Genomic DNA, 18438 nt, shown 5'->3' with positions numbered 1-18438 from the left:
CGGCGTCTTTCGAACCCGATAAAACCTGGCCGTTTATCCGGGGATCTGCAAAGGATTATAAGGTGCTGCAATAATGGATTTATTAAAGTTTATCCTTCGTCTGCCTTTTACGTTAATCAAGGGTGCATTCCGCCTGTTGGCATTGAGCCTGGCGTTACTGGGGCGGTTATTCAGGCCGCTGATCGGTAATCTTGCCTGGAGTGCGCCTGCCTGGTGGACTGCGCTGTCTGGCGGTGTGAAACGGGCGTTTTTGCGGCTGGAAAGCGGCGTAAACAAATACCCGAAAGCCATCAGTCTGGCGTTGCTGATTTTGTTGTGCATCGCCGGTGGCGCTGTCTACGGCTGGCACTGGTGGCTGAACCGACCGCAACCGATCGAACCGGCACCCATGGTGTATCAGCAAACCGACGTGCAGGCCGCTGGCCCTGAAGCGATAAACTACGCCGTTCAGAAGCCGACACCGCAGAAGCTAAGCCTGACGTTCAGTCACTCGGCGGCGCCTTTGACCGACGTAGGCAAGACGGTGACCAAGGGCGTGACGCTTAAGCCGCAGGCCGAAGGCCAGTGGGTCTGGAACGACGCTTCAACCCTGGTCTTTACGCCGAAAAAACCGCTGCCGATGGGCACGCAATACCAGGTTAACCTCGATCCTGCCACGTTACTGGCGCCGCAGATCAAGCTCGCCAACACCCGTTACACCTTTAACGTGCCCGCTTTTAATTACCAGCTTGGGCAGGCCGAGTATTACCAGGACCCGCAGGATCCGAAGAAGCGCAGCGCTATCTTTAATCTGAAGTTCAATGCGCCGTTGGACGTCACCAGCTTTGAAAAACAGGTCTCGCTGGGATTGAAGGAAGGCAACGCCAAGTCGGAGAAAAAGCTCAACTTCTCGCTGGTCTACGATGAGAAAAAACTCAACGCCTGGATCCACTCAGAGCCGCTGCAGGCGCTGGATCAGGGCGGTGTGGTGCACCTGACCGTCGGTAAGGGCATCAAAACGACGGTGCCCGCCAACGCCATCGATGAGGTGAAAAGCAACCGGGTCACGGTGCCGACGCTGTACAGCCTGGCGCTGAGCGATGCCAGCGCCCAGGTGGTCGACGCCGAGGGTGCCAAGGGGCAGCGGGCCCTGATTGTCGCTTTCAGCGACGCCGTCAAGGATAAAGAGCTGGTGCGCGCGACCAAGGCCTGGTTGCTGCCACAGCACGATCCCAGCGATGCTGAAGCCGCTAAAGACCCGAATGATTTTTATCAGTGGGATACTGACAGCGTCGCCAAGAATGTGCTGGCGCAGTCAACGCCGCTGACTCTGACGCTCAACGAAGCTGAAGAGAGCTACCAGCCGCAGTTCAGCTTCAAATTCGATGCCCCGGCGCATCGCTTCATGCTGCTTGAGATCGACAATCAGCTGGTCTCCAACGGCGGTTACAAAATGCCGAAAAAGGCCTACCGGGTGATTGAGGTGCCGGAGTTCCCGAAATCCCTGCAGTTCATGTCGCAAGGGTCGCTCCTATCGGTAAACGGCGATAAGCAGATCAGCGTTGCCGCGCGCAACGTGGCGGGCCTGCGCCTGGATATCAAACGGGTGATCCCAAGCCAATTGCAGCACATCGTTTCTTTCAAAAGCCGGGAATACTCTTCCGCCGAGTTTAACCGGCTGGATGACGAATATTTTACCGAGCATTTTAAATACCAGACCGCGCTCAATAATGACCAGCCGGGGGTGGTGAATTATCAGGGCATCGATCTTTCCCGCTACTTGTCCACCAATCCTGATTCTCACCGCGGCGTGTTTCTGCTGACGCTGTCCGAATGGCAGCCGAACCAGAAACCGGCGGAGGAAGAGGCAGGAGCCGATGAACCTCAGGAAGAAAGCGACGATCAGGACAGGGTCGGTGATTCACGTTTTGTGGTTGTGACCGACCTGGGCATTGTCGCCAAAAGCTCTCAGGACAAAACGCGCGATGTGTTTGTGCAATCGATCCACAGCGGCGCACCGGTCGGCAGCGCGAAAGTGTCGGTGATCGCGAAAAACGGCGTAACCTTGCTCAGTCAAATCACCGATGCCAACGGTCACGTGCGCTTCCCGGCGCTTGACGTTTACACCAATGAGCGCCAGCCGGTGATGTTCCTGGTGGAAAAAGAGGGGGATGTTTCCTTCTTGCCGACCGGCAGCTATAACGATCGCGGGTTGGATTTCTCGCGCTTCGACATTGCCGGTGAACAGACCCCCACCGATCCGCGTGCGCTCAGCAGCTACCTGTTCTCCGATCGGGGCGTTTATCGGCCGGGAGACACCTTTAATATCGGCCTGATCACCCGCGCCGCCGATTGGGGCGTGGGGCTGGCCGGCGTGCCGGTACGTGCTGAAATCCGCGATCCGCGCGATAAGCTGATGACCACGGTGCCGCTGACGTTGGGCGCCAGCGGATTCAATGAGCTGAGTTACACCACCGATGAGAATTCACCCACCGGTGAGTGGAACGTCTATCTGTACCTGGTGGGGAAAAATCACGACACCTCAACGCTGCTCGGTCATACCTCCGTCAATGTGAAAGAGTTTGAGCCGGATCAGTTGAAGGTGAAGCTGGAACTGACGCCAAACCGTCAACAGGGCTGGGTGAAACCTTCGGAATTACAGGCCAATATTGATGTGCAGAATCTGTTTGGCACGCCGGCGCAAGATCGTCGCGTCACCTCACGATTGACCCTGCGACCCATGTACCCGAGCTTTGACCGCTTCCCGGACTACGCCTTCTACGAAAACCGGCAAAACAGCGACGGCTTCGAAACCGAGTTGGAAGAGCGCACTACCGACGAGCAGGGCGCGGCTAATATTCCGCTGGATCTCAAAGGCTATGCCGATGCCACTTATCAGCTGCAGCTGTTGTCGGAAGCCTTCGTCGCCGGCGGTGGGCGTTCGGTGGCGGCTACCGCCAGAGCCCTGGTATCGCCATATGACTATCTGGTTGGCGTGAAGGCAGATGGAGATCTTGGCTATATCAACCGCGATGCGGTGCGTCAGCTGAATGTGATCGCCGTAGATCCGTCGCTCAAACAGATTGCCCTGGCGGATCTGAGGCTGGTGCTGATCGAGCAGAAATACATTTCCGTGCTGACCAAGCAGGATTCCGGCGCTTACAAATATCAATCGAAAATGAAGGAAGTGTCGCTGTCGGAGCAGCCGTTGGCACTGAGTGAACAGGGGAATGATCTGCGGCTGGCGACCGACAAGCCGGGTGACTTTGTGCTGGTGATTGAAGACGCGCAGGGCAAGGTGCTTAACCGCGTTGCCTACAGCGTGGCCGGGAATGCCAACCTTAGCCGTTCGCTGGATCGCAATGCGGAACTGAAATTGAAGCTGAACCAGGCGGAATATCAGCCTGGCGAAGAGATAGAGGTGTCGATCAACGCGCCTTACACCGGTAGCGGTCTGATCACCATCGAGAAAGATCGGGTTTACGCCTGGCAGTGGTTCCATAGCGACACCACCAGCTCGGTACAGAAAATTCGCCTGCCGGCCGGCATGGAGGGCAACGGTTACATCAACGTGCAGTTTGTGCGCGACGTCAACTCCAGCGAAATCTTTATGAGCCCGCTGAGTTACGGCGTTATGCCTTTCAAAATCAGCACCCGCGCACGGCAAAATGGGCTGCAAGTGACGGCACCGACGGTGATTAAGCCCGGTGAAGATCTGACCATGTCGGTGAAAACCGACGGCCCGCAGCAGGTGGCGTTGTTTGCCGTCGATGAAGGGATCCTGCAGGTGGCTCGCTACCGGTTAAAAGATCCGCTGGAGTTCTTCTTCAGCAAGCGTGAACTGAGCGTCACCAGCTCGCAAATTCTTGACCTGATCCTGCCGGAGTTCAGCAAGCTGATGGCGCTGACGGCGGCCCCGGGCGGCGACGCAGGGGAAGGGTTGGATCTCAACCTGAACCCGTTCAAACGCAAGCGCGATAAGCCGGTCGCCTACTGGTCCGGCATCACCGAGGTGAACGGCGAGAAGTCATTCGTCTATCCGGTGCCGGATTACTTCAACGGTAAAATCCGGGTCATGGCTATCTCGGTCACGCCGGATAAAATCGGCAAGGCGCAAACCGCCGCGACGGTACGGGACAACTTCATCATGACGCCAAACGTGCCGGCGATGGTGGCACCGGGCGATGAGTTTGACGTCAGCGTGGGCGTCAGTAACAACCTCGAAGGATTGAACGGTCAACCGGTGGCGGTGAGCGTGCACTTGACGCCACCTCCTCAGTTGGAAGTGGTGGGCAACGCAGTACAAGGTCTGTCGCTGGCGGAAAAACGCGAGGGTGTGGTTAATTTCCGACTGCGTGCCAAATCTGCGTTGGGGGATGCACCTTTGGTGTTTGACGCCAGCTATGGCGACAAGAGCAGCCGCCGCACGGTCAGCACCTCGGTGCGCCCGGCAATGCCGTACCGCACCCAAACGGTGATGGGACGGATGAGCGGCAGCAGCCAAAACGTCGAAGGCCTGCGTCAGATGTTTGACGCCTATGCACAGCGCCAGGCGGCGGTTTCCCATTCGCCGCTGGTGCTGACCAACGGGCTGGCTCAATACCTGGCAGACTACCCTTATTACTGTTCTGAGCAGATCGTCAGCCGCTCCATTCCGCTGATCCTGCAGAGCCGTCATCCGGAAATGGCGGGGGGCCTGAGCCAGGCAGAGGTTAGCAAACAGCTACGCAACCTGCTAGGCGTGTTGCGTTCTCGCCAGAATGACAGCGGGGCCATCGGCGCCTGGCGGTCATCGCCGGATGCCGATCCTTTCGTTACGCCGTATGTGGTCCAGTATCTGTTGGAGGCCGAAGAAGCCGGGTATGCGCTGCCGGAGGGCATGCTTGAGGAAGCCAACGGCGCACTGCGTGAACTGGCGGCCAGCGGCTTTGACGACCTGTATCTGCTGCGTTTGCGCAGCTGGGCTATCTATCTGCTGACGCGGCAAGGCGAGGTGACCACCAATGCGCTGGCAATGGTTCAGGATACGCTGCAAAAACGCTATCCGGACAGTTGGAAAACCGATCTGAGCGCGCTGTATCTGGCATCTTCTTATCAATTGCTGAAGATGGATGACGAGGCCGCCGCACTGTTGCAGCCAAGCTGGCAGCAGTTGAGCAAAGCCTATGACAACGCCTGGTGGACGCAGAATTACTTTGATCCGCTGGTGCAGGATGCGACGCGGCTGTATTTGATTACCCGCCATTTCCCGGAAAAGGTGGCATCGATTCCGCCGCAGGTGCTGGAGAACATGGTGAAGGCGCTGAAAGAAGAGCGTTACACCACCTACTCTTCCGCGATGAGCATACTGGCGCTGGAGAGCTATTCGGCTCAGGTGGCGCAGTCTGTCAACGCGGGTGCGCTAGAGATTACACAGATCGGTAAAGGCGGCAATGCGGCACCACAGCGGATAGCCGAGCTGCAGGGGCTGTTTGCCAAAGGGCAGTTTACCGCTGATGCCGCCGCTGTCCGCTTCACCAACAGCGGCGATGCGCCGGCCTGGTACTCGGTGACTCAGGCAGGTTATGACCTTGCTGCGCCACAGAAAGCCCTGGCACGCGGGCTGGAAATCACCCGCGATTACACCGATGAGCAGGGTAAACCGGTCACGCAGGTAACGCTGGGCCAGAAGGTCAATGTACATCTGAAAATCCGCGCTAACGCTAAAGAGGGGTTGAGCAATCTGGCGATTGTCGATCTGTTGCCGGGCGGGTTCGAAGTGGTGCAGCAAACGCCGCCGGAACCAGCCGCTGAAGAAGGCAGCGAGGAGGAAGCGCAAAGCAGCGGTTGGCAGTCACCGCTGTCGGCTTCAGGATCCAGCTGGGCGCCGGATTACAGCGATATTCGTGAAGATCGGGTGATCATTTACGGCGGTGCCAGCACCGAGGTGCAGACGTTCGTTTACCAGATCAAAGCGACCAATACCGGCAGCTTTGTCATCCCACCGGCCTATGGTGAAGCCATGTATGACCGTGAAGTACAGGCCATGTCGGTCGGCAACGGTAAGCTGGTGGTGGTGCCGGCGGAAAATAAATAAGCTGTGGCTGACGTCGGGCTAATCTCTGCAGCCCGACGTCAGCGCGTTGAGACCTGATGAAAATCCTGAAAACACCCTGGCTGCAGAACAGCCTGATGGCGGTCTTTCTGCTCGCGCTGGTGCTTGGCGCCATTCGGCTATGGCCGCACCCGCCGTTGGCGCAAGAATTACCGCTGTCCTCCACCTACTATGATCGTCAAGGTACGCTGATGCGCATCACGCTGGCCAATGACGATCGTTACAGGCTGTGGACCCCGCTGGAAGACATTTCACCTTTGGCGGTGCGTGGTCTGCTGCTGCATGAGGATCGGTGGTTTTACTACAATCCCGGTTTTAACCCCGTTAGCCTGGCGCGCGGCTTCTGGCGCAGCTATGTTTCCGGTGGCAGGATGCAGGGCGGTTCGACCATCAGCATGCAACTGGCGCGCATGCGCTGGCATCTCAACACCCGTACGCCGGGTGGCAAACTGCTGCAGGTCGCGCGTGCGATACAGCTTGAGCTGAGCTACTCCAAGCACGATATTTTGGAAGCTTATCTGAACTATGCCCCTTACGGTCGCAATATTGAAAGCATCGGTGCCGCCAGCCTGATCTATTTCGCCAAGCCACCGCGAGACCTGACCCTGCCGGAAGCGTTAACCCTGGCCGTGTTGCCGCAGTCACCCAGTTACCGCCTGGAACCGAAAACGGGCGTGCTGGGCGTTGCCCTGATGCAGGCGCGCGACCGCTTGTTCCAGCGCTGGCAGCAAGTCTACGCGACCGACAGCAGCCAACAGGCCCTGTTTCGCCTTCCCCTGGCGCTGCGTCAACCCGAGCAGATGCCCTATATAGCACCGCACTTTATCGAGCAACTGCGCCAGCAAACTCCGCAGTGGGTGAAGCGAAACAGCCGCGTCGACACCACGCTGGACGTCGGGCTGCAACGTTTGGTCGAACGCCAGGTAAACGCCTTTATTGCCCGCAATCAGAGCCGTGGGATCCACAATGCCGCAGTGCTGCTGGTGGACAGCCGCGATATGGGGGTCAGGGCGCTGGTGGGGTCGGCAGACTATTACAACCGCCAGATTCAAGGGCAGGTGAACGGGACCCATGCCAAGCGTTCGCCCGGTTCGACTCTGAAGCCCTTTATCTATGCTCTGGGCATGGAGCAGGGCGTGCTGCATCCGATGACCATTCTGAAAGATGTACCTTCCTCATTTGGTGCCTACGCGCCGGAGAATTTTGACCGGCGTTTTCTCGGGCCGGTAACGGCCACCGATGCGCTGAATTTTAGCCGCAATATTCCCGCTGTGTACGTGGCGTCGCAGCTGCGGCAGCCGACGTTCTACCAGTTCTTGCGCCTGAGCGGCGTCGAGAATATGGCCAGCGAGAACCACTATGGTTTGTCGCTGGTATTGGGGGGCGGTGAGGTTACCGCTCAGGAACTGGCGAAACTCTATGCTTTGTTGGCGAATCGCGGCGCATTGCGCCCATTGCGCATGCTGAGTAGCGATGTGGAGACGCCGGCGGTGCGCTTGCTCAGCGAAGAGGCCAGTTTTATTACTCTGGATATGCTGCGACAACACCGACGGCCGGGAGACACGTTGGCGCAGCGCTCATCGTCGCTGCCGGTCTATTGGAAAACCGGGACTTCATGGGGATTTCGCGATGCCTGGAGCGTAGGGATTTTCGGGCCCTACGTGCTGGTGGTGTGGGAAGGGAACTTCGACAGTCGCGGCAATAATGCCCTGGTGGGCGCCGATGCAGCGGCACCGTTATTCTTCAATATTATCGACAGTGTGCATGCCAGCTATCCCGCGCTGCGGGAGCCCCGACAGCCATTCCCGAAGCGGTTGCGGCGGGTGGATATTTGCCTGGCCAGCGGCGATTTACCTACCCCCTGGTGCCAGCAAAAGGGCAGAACCTGGTTTATTCCCGGCAAGTCACCGATCAAGGTCGACAGCGTTTATCGGCCGGTGGTGCTGGATATTCACAGCGGTGAGGTGGCCTGTCCGCCCTATGACCAGGCGCAAACCCGCACTGAAGTGTTTGAGTTCTGGCCTTCCGATCTGGCCAACGTGTTCGCTCAGGCCGGGTTGCCTAAGCGCTCGCCGCCGATAAATCGCTGCAAGGATAACGGCATTGCCGTCGGGGGTAATGCGCCGCGCATCACCTCGCCGCTCAAGAACACCACCTATACTTTGCGGCAATCGCAGCAGGGACGCGATAAAATTGCCTTCAACGCAGTGACCGATGCCGACAGCAAAACGGTGTACTGGTTTGTTGACGACATTTATCTCGGCAGCAGCGCCAGCAAAAAGGCCATCGACTGGCGGCCGATCAACAACGGGCAGTACCGCATTCGGGCGGTAGACGATCGCGGCCGGGCCGATAGTCGTCTGGTGACCATCGAATGGGTTAACTAGCCCTGACGCACTCCTGTATACTCGCGCCGGAATTTGGGCTTTTACGTAGGAAAAGAGATTGTGATTGAGGTTTTGTATCAGGACGAGCACCTGGTGGCGGTAAACAAGCCGTCCGGTTGGCTGGTGCACCGCAGCTGGCTGGATCGCCATGAAACCCGGTTTGTGATGCAGACCGTGCGCGATCAGATTGGCCAGCATGTGTTTACCGTGCATCGCCTCGATCGTCCTACATCCGGCGTGTTGCTGATGGCGCTGTCCAGCGAGGTGGCGCGGCTGTTGTCGCAGCAGCTTGAACAGCACCAAATGCAGAAAACCTATCATGCGGTGGTGCGCGGTTACGTGCTGGAAGGCGATACCCTCGATTACCCGTTGACGGAAGAACTGGACAAAATCGCCGATAAGTTTGCCACGGCGGACAAAGGCCCGCAGCCGGCGATCACCCATTATCGGCCGCTGGCGCAGGCAGAAATGCCGGTGGCGATTGGCCGTTACGACAGCGCACGCTACAGCCTGGTTGAGCTGAAACCGGAACATGGCCGCAAGCACCAGCTGCGGCGTCATATGGTGCATATTCGCCATCCCATCATCGGTGACAGCAAGCACGGCGACCTGCGCCAGAACCGCGGCATGGCCGAGCATTTCGGTTGCTCGCGCCTGATGCTGCACGCCAGCCATCTGCAGCTGACTCATCCGGTGACCGGCAAACCACTGCAGATTTCCGCTCGCTGGGACCAGTCCTGGCAGGGCGTTATGTCACAGTTTGGCTGGGCGGAGAGTATCCCTGAGCTTGCCGGGGTTGAGTTTCCCTCGGCTAGCGGTCAGGATAACTGATCATTTCTAAAGGTATTTAAGGGAGTAGGAGCAATGGCTCAGGTTGGAATCTTCGTGGGAACGGTTTACGGCAACTCACTGCTGGTGGCGGAAGAAGCGGAAAATATCCTCAGCGAACAGGGACATGAGGTCAAACTGTTCGAGGAGGGCACGCTGGAAGCCTGGCAGTTTTACCGTCAGCATTACGCGTTGGTGATTACCTCCACCACCGGTCAGGGCGATTTGCCGGACAGCATTGCACCGCTGTTCCATGCCATTCGCGATCAGGTCGGCTACCAACCGGAGCTGCGCTATGGTCTGATCGCCTTGGGTGACAGTAGCTACGATAACTTCTGCGGCGCAGGGCGCGCATTTGACGCATTGCTGCAAGAGCAAGGGGCGACCCGCGTGGGTGAAATGCTGGAAATCGATGCGATGGAACAGCCGGAGCCGGAAGTGGTTTCCTGTCCGTGGGTCGAGCAGTGGGCCACATTGCTGAAATAATTTACCCTGCGCCTGTAGGAGGCGAATATATTCGCCCCGATGAATGCGGGCGCAGCATGCTGCGCCCCTACAATCTGTAGTATCAGTTCGCTAAACCCTTACTTCCCGCGGGTCAGCTTTTCCAGATCGGATTCGATCTCGGCAATCTTGTGGGAAACCACGCCTTCCAGATGACGCAGGTCATCAAGAATTTTGCGTTTCAGATCCACTTCGACCTGGTCACGCTGGCACAGCTGATCCAGTTCATCGATGACGTAGCGCAGGTTCGGGTTAATTTCGTGGATTTCTTTGTAACCCTGGCCGGCATTGTCCGCGACCACGGTCTTGCGTTGGCGCGGATATTTGAATTTCACGCTTTTGGCAAAGAACTCGCCTTTATCCTTGCGGAAATAAATCTTAAGAATGTCGTTATTGGCCTCCTGACGCAGGCTATAGCGATCGACATCTTCCGGTTGATTGATTCCTAAGCTTTTCAGGTTGTCATACATAATAGCGCCACCTTATAAATAAACTTTATTCCACGGTCTGGGATTATGGCGAATAACCGCGCCAGAGACTGTGACTGCTCACGTAATGAAGACAAAAAAATAGCGGGTGATTCACCCGCTATCTTCAGCTTAGTCGATGGTGCGTAATAACTCATTAATGCCGACTTTACCGCGCGTCTTGGCATCGACTTTTTTGACGATCACCGCGCAATACAGGCTGTAAGAGCCATCTTTGGACGGCAGGTTACCGGAAACCACCACCGAGCCGGCAGGCACGCGGCCGTAGTGCACTTCGCCGGTTTCGCGGTCGTAAATGCGGGTGCTCTGGCCCAGGTATACGCCCATGGAAATCACTGAACCTTCTTCGACGATTACGCCTTCAACCACTTCTGAACGCGCGCCGATGAAGCAGTTGTCTTCAATGATGGTCGGGTTGGCCTGCAGAGGCTCCAGTACGCCACCGATGCCGACGCCGCCGGACAGGTGAACGTTCTTGCCGATTTGCGCGCAAGAGCCGACGGTAGCCCAGGTGTCAACCATGCTGCCTTCGTCAACGTAAGCACCGATGTTCACATAGGATGGCATCAGAACCGTGTTGCGGGCGATGAATGCGCCCTGGCGAACGGTAGCCGGAGGCACTACGCGGAAGCCTTCTTTCTGGAAGCGCGCTTCGTCGTAGTCGGCGAACTTCATCGGAACCTTGTCGTAATAACGGGTTTCGGCACCGTCCATCACTTTGTTGTCGTTGATGCGGAAAGAAAGCAGCACGGCCTTTTTCAGCCACTGATGCGTTACCCACTGACCGTCAATCTTCTCGGCAACGCGCAGGGCGCCGCTGTCCAGCAGGCCGATCACCTGGTTTACCGCTTCGCGCGTTACGGTGTCTACGTTCGCCGGGGTGATTTCCGCGCGGCGTTCGAAGGCGTTTTCAATAACGTTTTGTAATTGCTGCATGCTGTTCTCTGTCCTGATGTTGTCTACGAAAAAGTTACTTGTATCACATTTTATCGTTTGGATTGAGGGCCTCTGTCAACCGTTGTTCCAACTTTCTGCGCGTTTCCGGGTTAAGGGCGCGTCGATCGCTGTCGGCCAGAATAAATAAATCCTCGACCCGTTCGCCGATGGTGGAGATACGCGCGCCGTGCAGTGACAACCCGAGATCGGCGAACACTTCGCCCACCCGGGCCAGCAGGCCTGGCTGATCGAGCGCGGTCAGTTCCAGATAGCTGCGGCGGTCGGTATGGGTCGGCAGGAAGCTGACTTCCGTCGGTACGCTGAAATGACGCAGCTTGGAGGACGGCCTGCGTACGCGCGGCGGCTGATATTCCCGCTGGGTAATGGCCTGCACCAACGCATGACGGATCGCCGCATGGCGGTCCTGCGCCAGCGGGCTGCCATCCGGCTCCAGTACGATAAAGGTATCCATTGCCATGCCGTCGCGGTTGGTGAAGATTTGCGCGTCATGCACGCTCAGGTTACGGCGATCCATTTCGCCGGCCACGGCGGCAAACAGGTACGGGCGATCCGGACTCCAGATGAAAATCTCGGTGCCGCCGCGCGTCGCCTGACGGCTGACCAGCACCAGCGGCTTGGTGGAGTCATGGGCCAGCAGATGGCGTGCGTGCCAGGCCAATTGGTTCGGCGAATGGCGCAGGAAGTAATCGGCGCGACAGCGGCTCCAGATACGGTGCAGCGCCTCTTCGTCGATATTGTCCATGCGCAGCAGCGCCAGTGCTTGCAGGCGGTGGTGACGCACGCGTTCGCGCAAATCCGGGCTGTTCTGCATGCCGCGGCGCAGCTGTTTTTCGGTGGCGAAATAGAGTTCCCGCAACAGGCTCTGTTTCCAGCTGTTCCACAGGGTCTCGTTGGTGGCGCAGATATCCGCTACGGTCAGGCAGACCAGATAGCGCAGACGGGTTTCACTCTGCACTTCGGCGCTGAACTGCTGAATCACCGTCGGATCCTGAATGTCGCGCCGCTGGGCGGTGACCGACATCAATAAATGGCAGCGTACCAGCCAGGCCACCAGTTGCGACTCACGGGAATTCAAACCATGCAGCTCGGCGAACTCCAATGCATCCTGCGCGCCGAGGATCGAGTGGTCGCCGCCGCGGCCTTTGGCGATATCGTGGAACAGCGCCGCCAGCAGCAGAAGTTCCGGATTCGGCAAGCGCGGATACAGCTCAACGCATAACGGATGGCGTGGCCGCGTTTCGGCATCGGCAAAGCTTTCCAGCTTTTGCAGGACGCGAATGGTGTGTTCGTCTACGGTGTAGGCGTGAAACAGGTCGAATTGCATTTGCCCGACGATCTTGCCCCATTGCGGCATATAGGCCCACAGCACGCTGTGGCGGTGCATCGGCACCAGCGCCCGAGAGACGGCGCCCGGATGGCGCAGAATGGCCATAAACAGATCGCGCGCTTCCGGAATGGTGCACAGCGGCTGTTTCAGGTGGCGGCGCGCATGGCGCAGTTGGCGTACGGTGGTGGAGTAAATACCTTTGATTTCGCGGTTGCGCACCATCAGGTAGAACATCCGCATGATCGATTCCGGCTGGCGGATAAACAGCGTTTCGTCACGCAGGTCGATCAAATCACCGCGCAGTTGGAAATCTTCGTTCAACGGCCGGGGTTTTTCCGTGGCGTCCAACGCCAGAATGGCCTCATCGAACAGTTGCAGCAGCATGTGGTTCAGTTCGCCGACGCGGCGCGTCATGCGATAAAAATCTTTCATCATGCGCTCGACCGGCTCGTTGCCTTCCCCCTCATAACGCAGCAGCTGCGCCACGTTGAGCTGGCGATCGAACAGCAATCGGTTATCGTAGCGGGGCAACACCAGATGCAGCGCGAAGCGAATGCGCCACAGGAAGCTTTGGCATTCGTTAAGCTCGTTGCGTTCGGCCTGGGTCAGAAAACCGAATCCGACCATTTCGTCCAGCGAAGTGGCACCGAAATGACGGCGTGCTACCCACAGCAGGGTGTGAATGTCCCGCAGGCCGCCGGGGCTGCTTTTGATGTCCGGTTCCAGATTGTAGCTGGTACCGTGGTAGCGTTGGTGGCGCTCTTGCTGTTCGACCACCTTGGCGTGGAAAAATTGGGGGGAGGGCCAGAAGCCGTCGCTGAAAATGTGCTTTTGCATTTGCAGGAACAGGGCCACATCGCCGCAGATCATACGCGATTCAATCAGGTTAGTAGCGACGGTCAGATCCGCCAGGCCCTCCAGCAGGCACTCTTCCAGCGTGCGTACGCTGTGACCCACTTCCAGCTTAAGATCCCACAGCAGGGTGATAAATTCTCCCACGCGCTGGGACTGCTGTTCATTCAGGCGGCGCTGACTCAGTACCAGTACGTCAATGTCCGAAAGCGGGTGCAATTCGCCACGGCCATAGCCGCCGACCGCCACCAAGGCGGTTTCCGGAATATCTTCGAAACCGTAGAACACCCACAGGCGGCGCAGCAGGCGATCGATAAAGTCGCTGCGGGCGGCGACCAGGCTTTCGGCGCTGGAGCCGGCGTTGAATGCCGCCGCCAGCCACAGTTGGAACTGCTCAAGGCGCTGCTTCAGCGCGATGCAGTTGAGCTCCTCATCGCCATAGGCGTTGGGATATTCAGGCTGCTCCGGTACGGCCTGCCGTGGAATGACCGAGGTGTCTTGTTGGCGAAAGTTTTCAGACATAGTACGCAGCCCATAAAAAAGGCCGGCAAAAGCCGGCCTGTGACATCATGCATCGCGGCAATACGCCGCGGCGCTTACATCTCGTGCGTAATGATGTTGGGGATGGTGTCATCCTTGCGCAACGTCATTATCTCGCAGCCGTTATCTGTGACCACAATAGTATGCTCATACTGCGCCGACAAGCTGCGATCCTTAGTTTTTACCGTCCAGCCGTCTTTCATGGTGCGGATGCGGTAATCACCGGCATTGACCATTGGCTCGATGGTGAAGGCCATACCGGGTTGCAGTACCACGCCGCCGTCGTCGGCATCATAGTGCAGCACCTGCGGTTCTTCGTGGAACACTTCGCCAATGCCGTGGCCGCAGTATTCGCGCACCACGGAAAAGTTCTCGGCTTCAACGAATTTCTGGATCTCTTTGCCCAGCGTGCGCAGGCGGATGCCCGGCTTCACCATTTTCAGCGACAGGTAAAGGCTTTCCTGCGTGATGCGGCACAGACGCTCGCCCAGAATGGTCGGTTTGCCGACGATAAACATCTTGGATGTGTCGCCGTGGAAACCGTCTTTGATCACGGTAACGTCGATATTCACGATGTCGCCGTCCTTCAGGACCTTGTCATCGCTCGGGATGCCGTGGCAAACCACTTCATTAACCGAGATGCACACGGATTTCGGGAAACCGTGGTAGCCCAGACAGGCGGAAATTGCCTGCTGCTGGTTGGTGATGTGATCGTGACAGATACGATCCAGTTCGCCGGTGGTCACGCCAGGCTTGACGTGCGGCTCGATGATTTCCAGCACTTCGGCAGCCAGGCGGCCGGCCACGCGCATTTTTTGGATGTCATCAGGTGTTTTAATTGAGATTGCCATGAAATTCGTCCGCAGGTGTCGTGCTCGCCGACAACAGAAAGAAATAATAAGAAGCAGTCTCTTATGGTATCAGCCCCGCCTGAGGCTGCCAAATTTGATTTCTCGGCGACGACGACAGTGACAACAAAAGTTGGTGTCCGGGGTGGGTTTATGGTATAAAGCGCGCCGGCAGATCCGCGTCTTGGTCCTTGCGATAAGGACGGGAAAGGCCGAAAATACTTTAACTGCACTCACATTGTGTAAATAACACACACGTATCGGCACATCCGCCGGGGTGCCCTGAGGTGATTTATCACCGCCAGGGTCGGCGTTATGGGATACGTGGAGGCATAACCCCAACTCACTCTATAGAGGTTTAATCATGGCAACTGTTTCCATGCGCGACATGCTCCAGGCTGGTGTACACTTCGGTCACCAGACCCGTTACTGGAACCCGAAAATGAAGCCTTTCATCTTCGGCGCACGTAACAAGGTTCACATCATCAACCTGGAAAAAACTGTACCAATGGCCAACGCAGCACTGGCTGAACTGACCAAGATCTCTTCCCGTAAAGGTAAGATCCTGTTCGTTGGTACTAAGCGCGCAGCAAGCGAAGCGGTAAAAGAATATGCTATCGGCTGCGATCAGTTCTTCGTGAACCATCGCTGGTTGGGCGGCATGCTGACTAACTGGAAAACCGTTCGTCAGTCAATCAAACGTTTGAAAGATCTGGAAATCCAGTCTCAAGATGGCACCTTCGACAAGCTGACCAAGAAAGAGGCGCTGATGCGTACTCGCGAACTGGCCAAGCTGGAAAACTCCCTGGGTGGTATCAAAGACATGGGTGGTCTGCCTGACGCTCTGTTCGTTATCGATGCCGATCACGAACACATCGCGATCAAAGAAGCCAACAACCTGGGTATCCCGGTATTCTCTATCGTTGATACCAACTCCGATCCAGACGGCGTTGACTTCATCATCCCTGGTAACGACGATGCAATCCGTGCAATCAAATTGTACCTGACTGCCGTTGCTGCCGCCGTCCGTGAAGGTCGTTCTCAAGATCTGGCCGTTCAAGCGGAAGAAAGCTTCGTAGAAGCTGAATAATAAGGCAAGCTCGTCACTGAGCCCTTATTAACCAGGTATTGAATATGTTGGTTAGGGGGGCCTTTATTGGCCCCCTTTGCTTATCTGAATGAGAACTGTCTCTACGTGAGATAACCGAGGAAAAAGAAATGGCTGATATTACCGCTGCTCTGGTAAAAGAACTGCGCGAGCGTACTGGCGCTGGCATGATGGATTGCAAAAAAGCTCTGGTCGAATCTAACGGCGACATCGAGCTGGCAATCGAAAACATGCGTAAATCTGGCGCGATCAAAGCGGCGAAAAAAGCAGGCAACGTAGCTGCTGACGGCGTGATCAAAACCAAGATCGAAGGCAACTACGGCGTGATCCTGGAAGTAAACTGCCAGACTGACTTCGTTGCTAAAGATGCCGGTTTCCAGGCATTCGCTGACAAAGTGCTGGACGCTGCTGTTGCAGGCAAAATCACTGATGTTGAAGTGTTGAAAGCACAGTTCGAAGAAGAACGTGTAGCGCTGGTTGCCAAAATCGGTGAAAACATCAACATCCGTCGCGTGGCTTCCCTGGAAGGCGAAGTGCTGGGCAGCTACCTGCACGGCGCACGTATCGGCGTTCTGATCGCGGCTAAAGGCGCTGACGAAGAGCTGGTTAAGCAAATCGCCATGCACGTTGCGGCGAGCAAGCCAGAATTCGTTAAGCCTGAAGACGTGTCTGCTGAAGTGGTAGAAAAAGAGTACCAGGTTCAGCTGGACATCGCCATGCAGTCTGGCAAGCCGAAAGAAATCGCTGAGAAAATGGTTGAAGGCCGCATGAAGAAATTCACCGGCGAAGTTTCTCTGACCGGTCAGCCTTTCGTTATCGAACCAAGCAAAACCGTTGGCCAGGTGCTGAAAGAGCACAACGCTGACGTCGTTAACTTCATCCGCTTCGAAGTGGGCGAAGGCATCGAAAAAGCGGCAAATGACTTTGCTGCTGAAGTTGCTGCAATGAGCAAGCAGTCTTAATGACTGTTAATGGAGCCGCCGTCTGGCGGTTCCATTTTATCCAGCCAGAATTACACCGGTGGCAGGCCCTGTGGCATGATACTCAGCACAGGCGCACTTCATCGGCTGAAATCCCCAATACTAATACTGCTTCTTAGGACAGAACACCATGGCAACCAATGCAAAACCCGTATATCAGCGTATTCTGCTCAAACTGAGTGGCGAAGCCCTGCAAGGCGCAGAAGGTTTTGGTATCGACGCTAGCGTTTTGGATCGCATGGCTCAGGAAGTTAAAGAGCTGGTCGAACTGGGAATTCAGGTCGGTGTAGTTATTGGCGGCGGTAACCTGTTCCGCGGCGCGGGCCTGGCGCAGGCCGGCATGAACCGCGTAGTGGGCGACCACATGGGAATGCTGGCTACCGTGATGAACGGCCTGGCTATGCGTGATGCACTGCACCGTGCCTATGTGAACGCCCGCCTGATGTCCGCCATTCCGTTGAACGGCGTGTGCGACAACTACAGCTGGGCCGAGGCGATCAGCCTGCTGCGTAATAACCGCGTGGTGATCTTCTCCGCCGGTACCGGCAACCCGTTCTTCACCACCGATTCTGCAGCATGCCTGCGCGGGATTGAGATCGAAGCGGACGTGGTATTGAAAGCGACTAAAGTGGATGGTGTATACTCCGCTGATCCGGTTAAAAATCCGGATGCAACGCTGTACGAACATATCACCTATCAAGATGTACTGGAGCGCGAGCTGAAAGTGATGGATCTGGCGGCGTTTACGCTGGCCCGCGATCACGGTCTGCCGATTCGCGTATTCAACATGAACAAGCCGGGTGCGCTGCGCCGGGTGGTGATGGGTGAGAATGAAGGCACGCTGATCAGCAAATAAGGCTGTTCTGCCCGATTTAGCGGGAGCGGGTAACGTTGTGCGTTATGCGCTCTCCTTGAGTAAAATTCACGGGCTATACTGTGGTATGGCCTGCCAAGTCTCCAGCTTCCAAGGGTTTGCAACGTGATTAATGAAATCAGAAAAGATGCTGATTCACGCATGGAAAAAAGCGTAGAAGCATTCAAAAACCAAATCAGCAAGATCCGTACCGGCCGTGCTTCGCCAAGCATCCTGGACGGCATCATGGTGGAATACTACGGTTCTGCGACGCCGCTGCGTCAGCTGGCTAACGTGACCGTAGAAGACTCCCGTACCCTGGCAATCAACCTGTTTGATCGCTCCCTGGGTTCAGCGGTAGAAAAGGCCATCATGGCGTCTGATCTGGGCCTGAACCCAAGTTCAGCCGGCAGCGTGATCCGTGTTCCACTGCCACCTCTGACCGAAGAGCGCCGTAAAGACCTGATCAAGGTCGTGCGCAATGAAGCGGAGCAGGGCCGTGTGGCAGTACGTAACGTACGCCGTGACGCCAACGACAAAGTTAAGGCGCTGCTGAAGGACAAAGAAATCAGCGAAGACGAAGATCGTCGCTCGCAAGACGATGTGCAGAAGCTGACCGATGCTTACATCAAACTTCTGGATGCCGCTCTGGCGGATAAAGAAAAAGAGCTGATGGAATTCTAATCAGCATCG

At 56.8% G+C, this 18438-nt stretch carries 12 protein-coding genes; 8 read left to right on the top strand and 4 right to left on the bottom strand.

Features of this window, described 5'->3' with window-relative positions; all coding sequences use genetic code 11:
* Nucleotides 1–73 precede the first annotated feature (73 nt).
* Genes H5P17_RS22605 through H5P17_RS22590 form a run of 4 tightly spaced genes read left to right on the top strand, consistent with a single transcriptional unit; the run spans nucleotide 74 to nucleotide 9774 of the window.
* On the top strand, nucleotides 74–6055 hold the full coding sequence (locus tag H5P17_RS22605) for an alpha-2-macroglobulin (RefSeq protein ID WP_182825345.1): 5982 nt from the start codon (nucleotides 74–76) through the stop codon (nucleotides 6053–6055).
* Nucleotides 6056–6111: 56 nt separating this feature from the next.
* Nucleotides 6112–8460, top strand: a complete 2349-nt coding sequence (pbpC, locus tag H5P17_RS22600; RefSeq protein WP_182825343.1) for a penicillin-binding protein 1C — start codon at nucleotides 6112–6114, stop codon at nucleotides 8458–8460.
* Between the two features lie 60 nt (nucleotides 8461–8520).
* Nucleotides 8521–9291, top strand: a complete 771-nt coding sequence (truC, locus tag H5P17_RS22595; RefSeq protein ID WP_182825341.1) for a tRNA pseudouridine(65) synthase TruC — start codon at nucleotides 8521–8523, stop codon at nucleotides 9289–9291.
* Between the two features lie 33 nt (nucleotides 9292–9324).
* Complete coding sequence (locus tag H5P17_RS22590) at nucleotides 9325–9774, top strand: flavodoxin (protein ID WP_182825340.1); 450 nt, start codon at nucleotides 9325–9327, stop codon at nucleotides 9772–9774.
* Between the two features lie 98 nt (nucleotides 9775–9872).
* Here H5P17_RS22590 and H5P17_RS22585 read toward each other — a convergent pair whose 3' ends face one another.
* From H5P17_RS22585 to map, 4 genes are all read right to left on the bottom strand, one after another.
* A complete protein-coding gene (locus H5P17_RS22585; RefSeq protein WP_006318690.1) occupies nucleotides 9873–10262 on the bottom strand; it encodes a DUF3461 family protein in 390 nt (129 codons plus the stop codon).
* A 129-nt stretch (nucleotides 10263–10391) separates the two neighbouring features.
* Complete coding sequence (gene dapD / locus H5P17_RS22580; RefSeq protein WP_020828368.1) at nucleotides 10392–11216, bottom strand: 2,3,4,5-tetrahydropyridine-2,6-dicarboxylate N-succinyltransferase; 825 nt, start codon at nucleotides 11214–11216, stop codon at nucleotides 10392–10394.
* Nucleotides 11217–11259: 43 nt separating this feature from the next.
* Nucleotides 11260–13938, bottom strand: a complete 2679-nt coding sequence (glnD, locus tag H5P17_RS22575; protein WP_182825339.1) for a bifunctional uridylyltransferase/uridylyl-removing protein GlnD — start codon at nucleotides 13936–13938, stop codon at nucleotides 11260–11262.
* Between the two features lie 74 nt (nucleotides 13939–14012).
* Entirely contained in the window at nucleotides 14013–14807 is a 795-nt protein-coding gene (gene map, locus H5P17_RS22570; RefSeq protein ID WP_037418856.1) for a type I methionyl aminopeptidase, read from the bottom strand.
* Nucleotides 14808–15168: 361 nt separating this feature from the next.
* Here map and rpsB point away from each other — a divergent pair, with 361 nt between their 5' ends.
* The 4 genes from rpsB to frr all read left to right on the top strand — a co-directional run bounded on the left by rpsB (nucleotide 15169) and on the right by frr (nucleotide 18429).
* The gene (gene rpsB / locus H5P17_RS22565; protein ID WP_044553131.1) at nucleotides 15169–15894 is read left to right on the top strand and encodes a 30S ribosomal protein S2; all 726 of its coding nucleotides are present in this window, start codon (nucleotides 15169–15171) and stop codon (nucleotides 15892–15894) included.
* 128 nt (nucleotides 15895–16022) lie between these two features.
* Complete coding sequence (gene tsf, locus H5P17_RS22560; RefSeq protein WP_020828364.1) at nucleotides 16023–16874, top strand: translation elongation factor Ts; 852 nt, start codon at nucleotides 16023–16025, stop codon at nucleotides 16872–16874.
* A gap of 148 nt (nucleotides 16875–17022) precedes the next feature.
* Nucleotides 17023–17748 (top strand): UMP kinase, encoded by a 726-nt coding sequence (pyrH, locus tag H5P17_RS22555; protein ID WP_004952223.1) that lies wholly within the window; start codon nucleotides 17023–17025, stop codon nucleotides 17746–17748.
* Nucleotides 17749–17871: 123 nt separating this feature from the next.
* On the top strand, nucleotides 17872–18429 hold the full coding sequence (gene frr, locus H5P17_RS22550; RefSeq protein WP_044553128.1) for a ribosome recycling factor: 558 nt from the start codon (nucleotides 17872–17874) through the stop codon (nucleotides 18427–18429).
* Nucleotides 18430–18438 lie beyond the last annotated feature (9 nt).

The organism is Serratia sp. OS31 (assembly GCF_014164835.1).
GTDB lineage: Bacteria > Pseudomonadota > Gammaproteobacteria > Enterobacterales > Enterobacteriaceae > Serratia > Serratia liquefaciens_A.
Note: the sequence above shows the minus strand (reverse complement) of the source record. Positions and strands in the feature narration are given on the sequence as shown.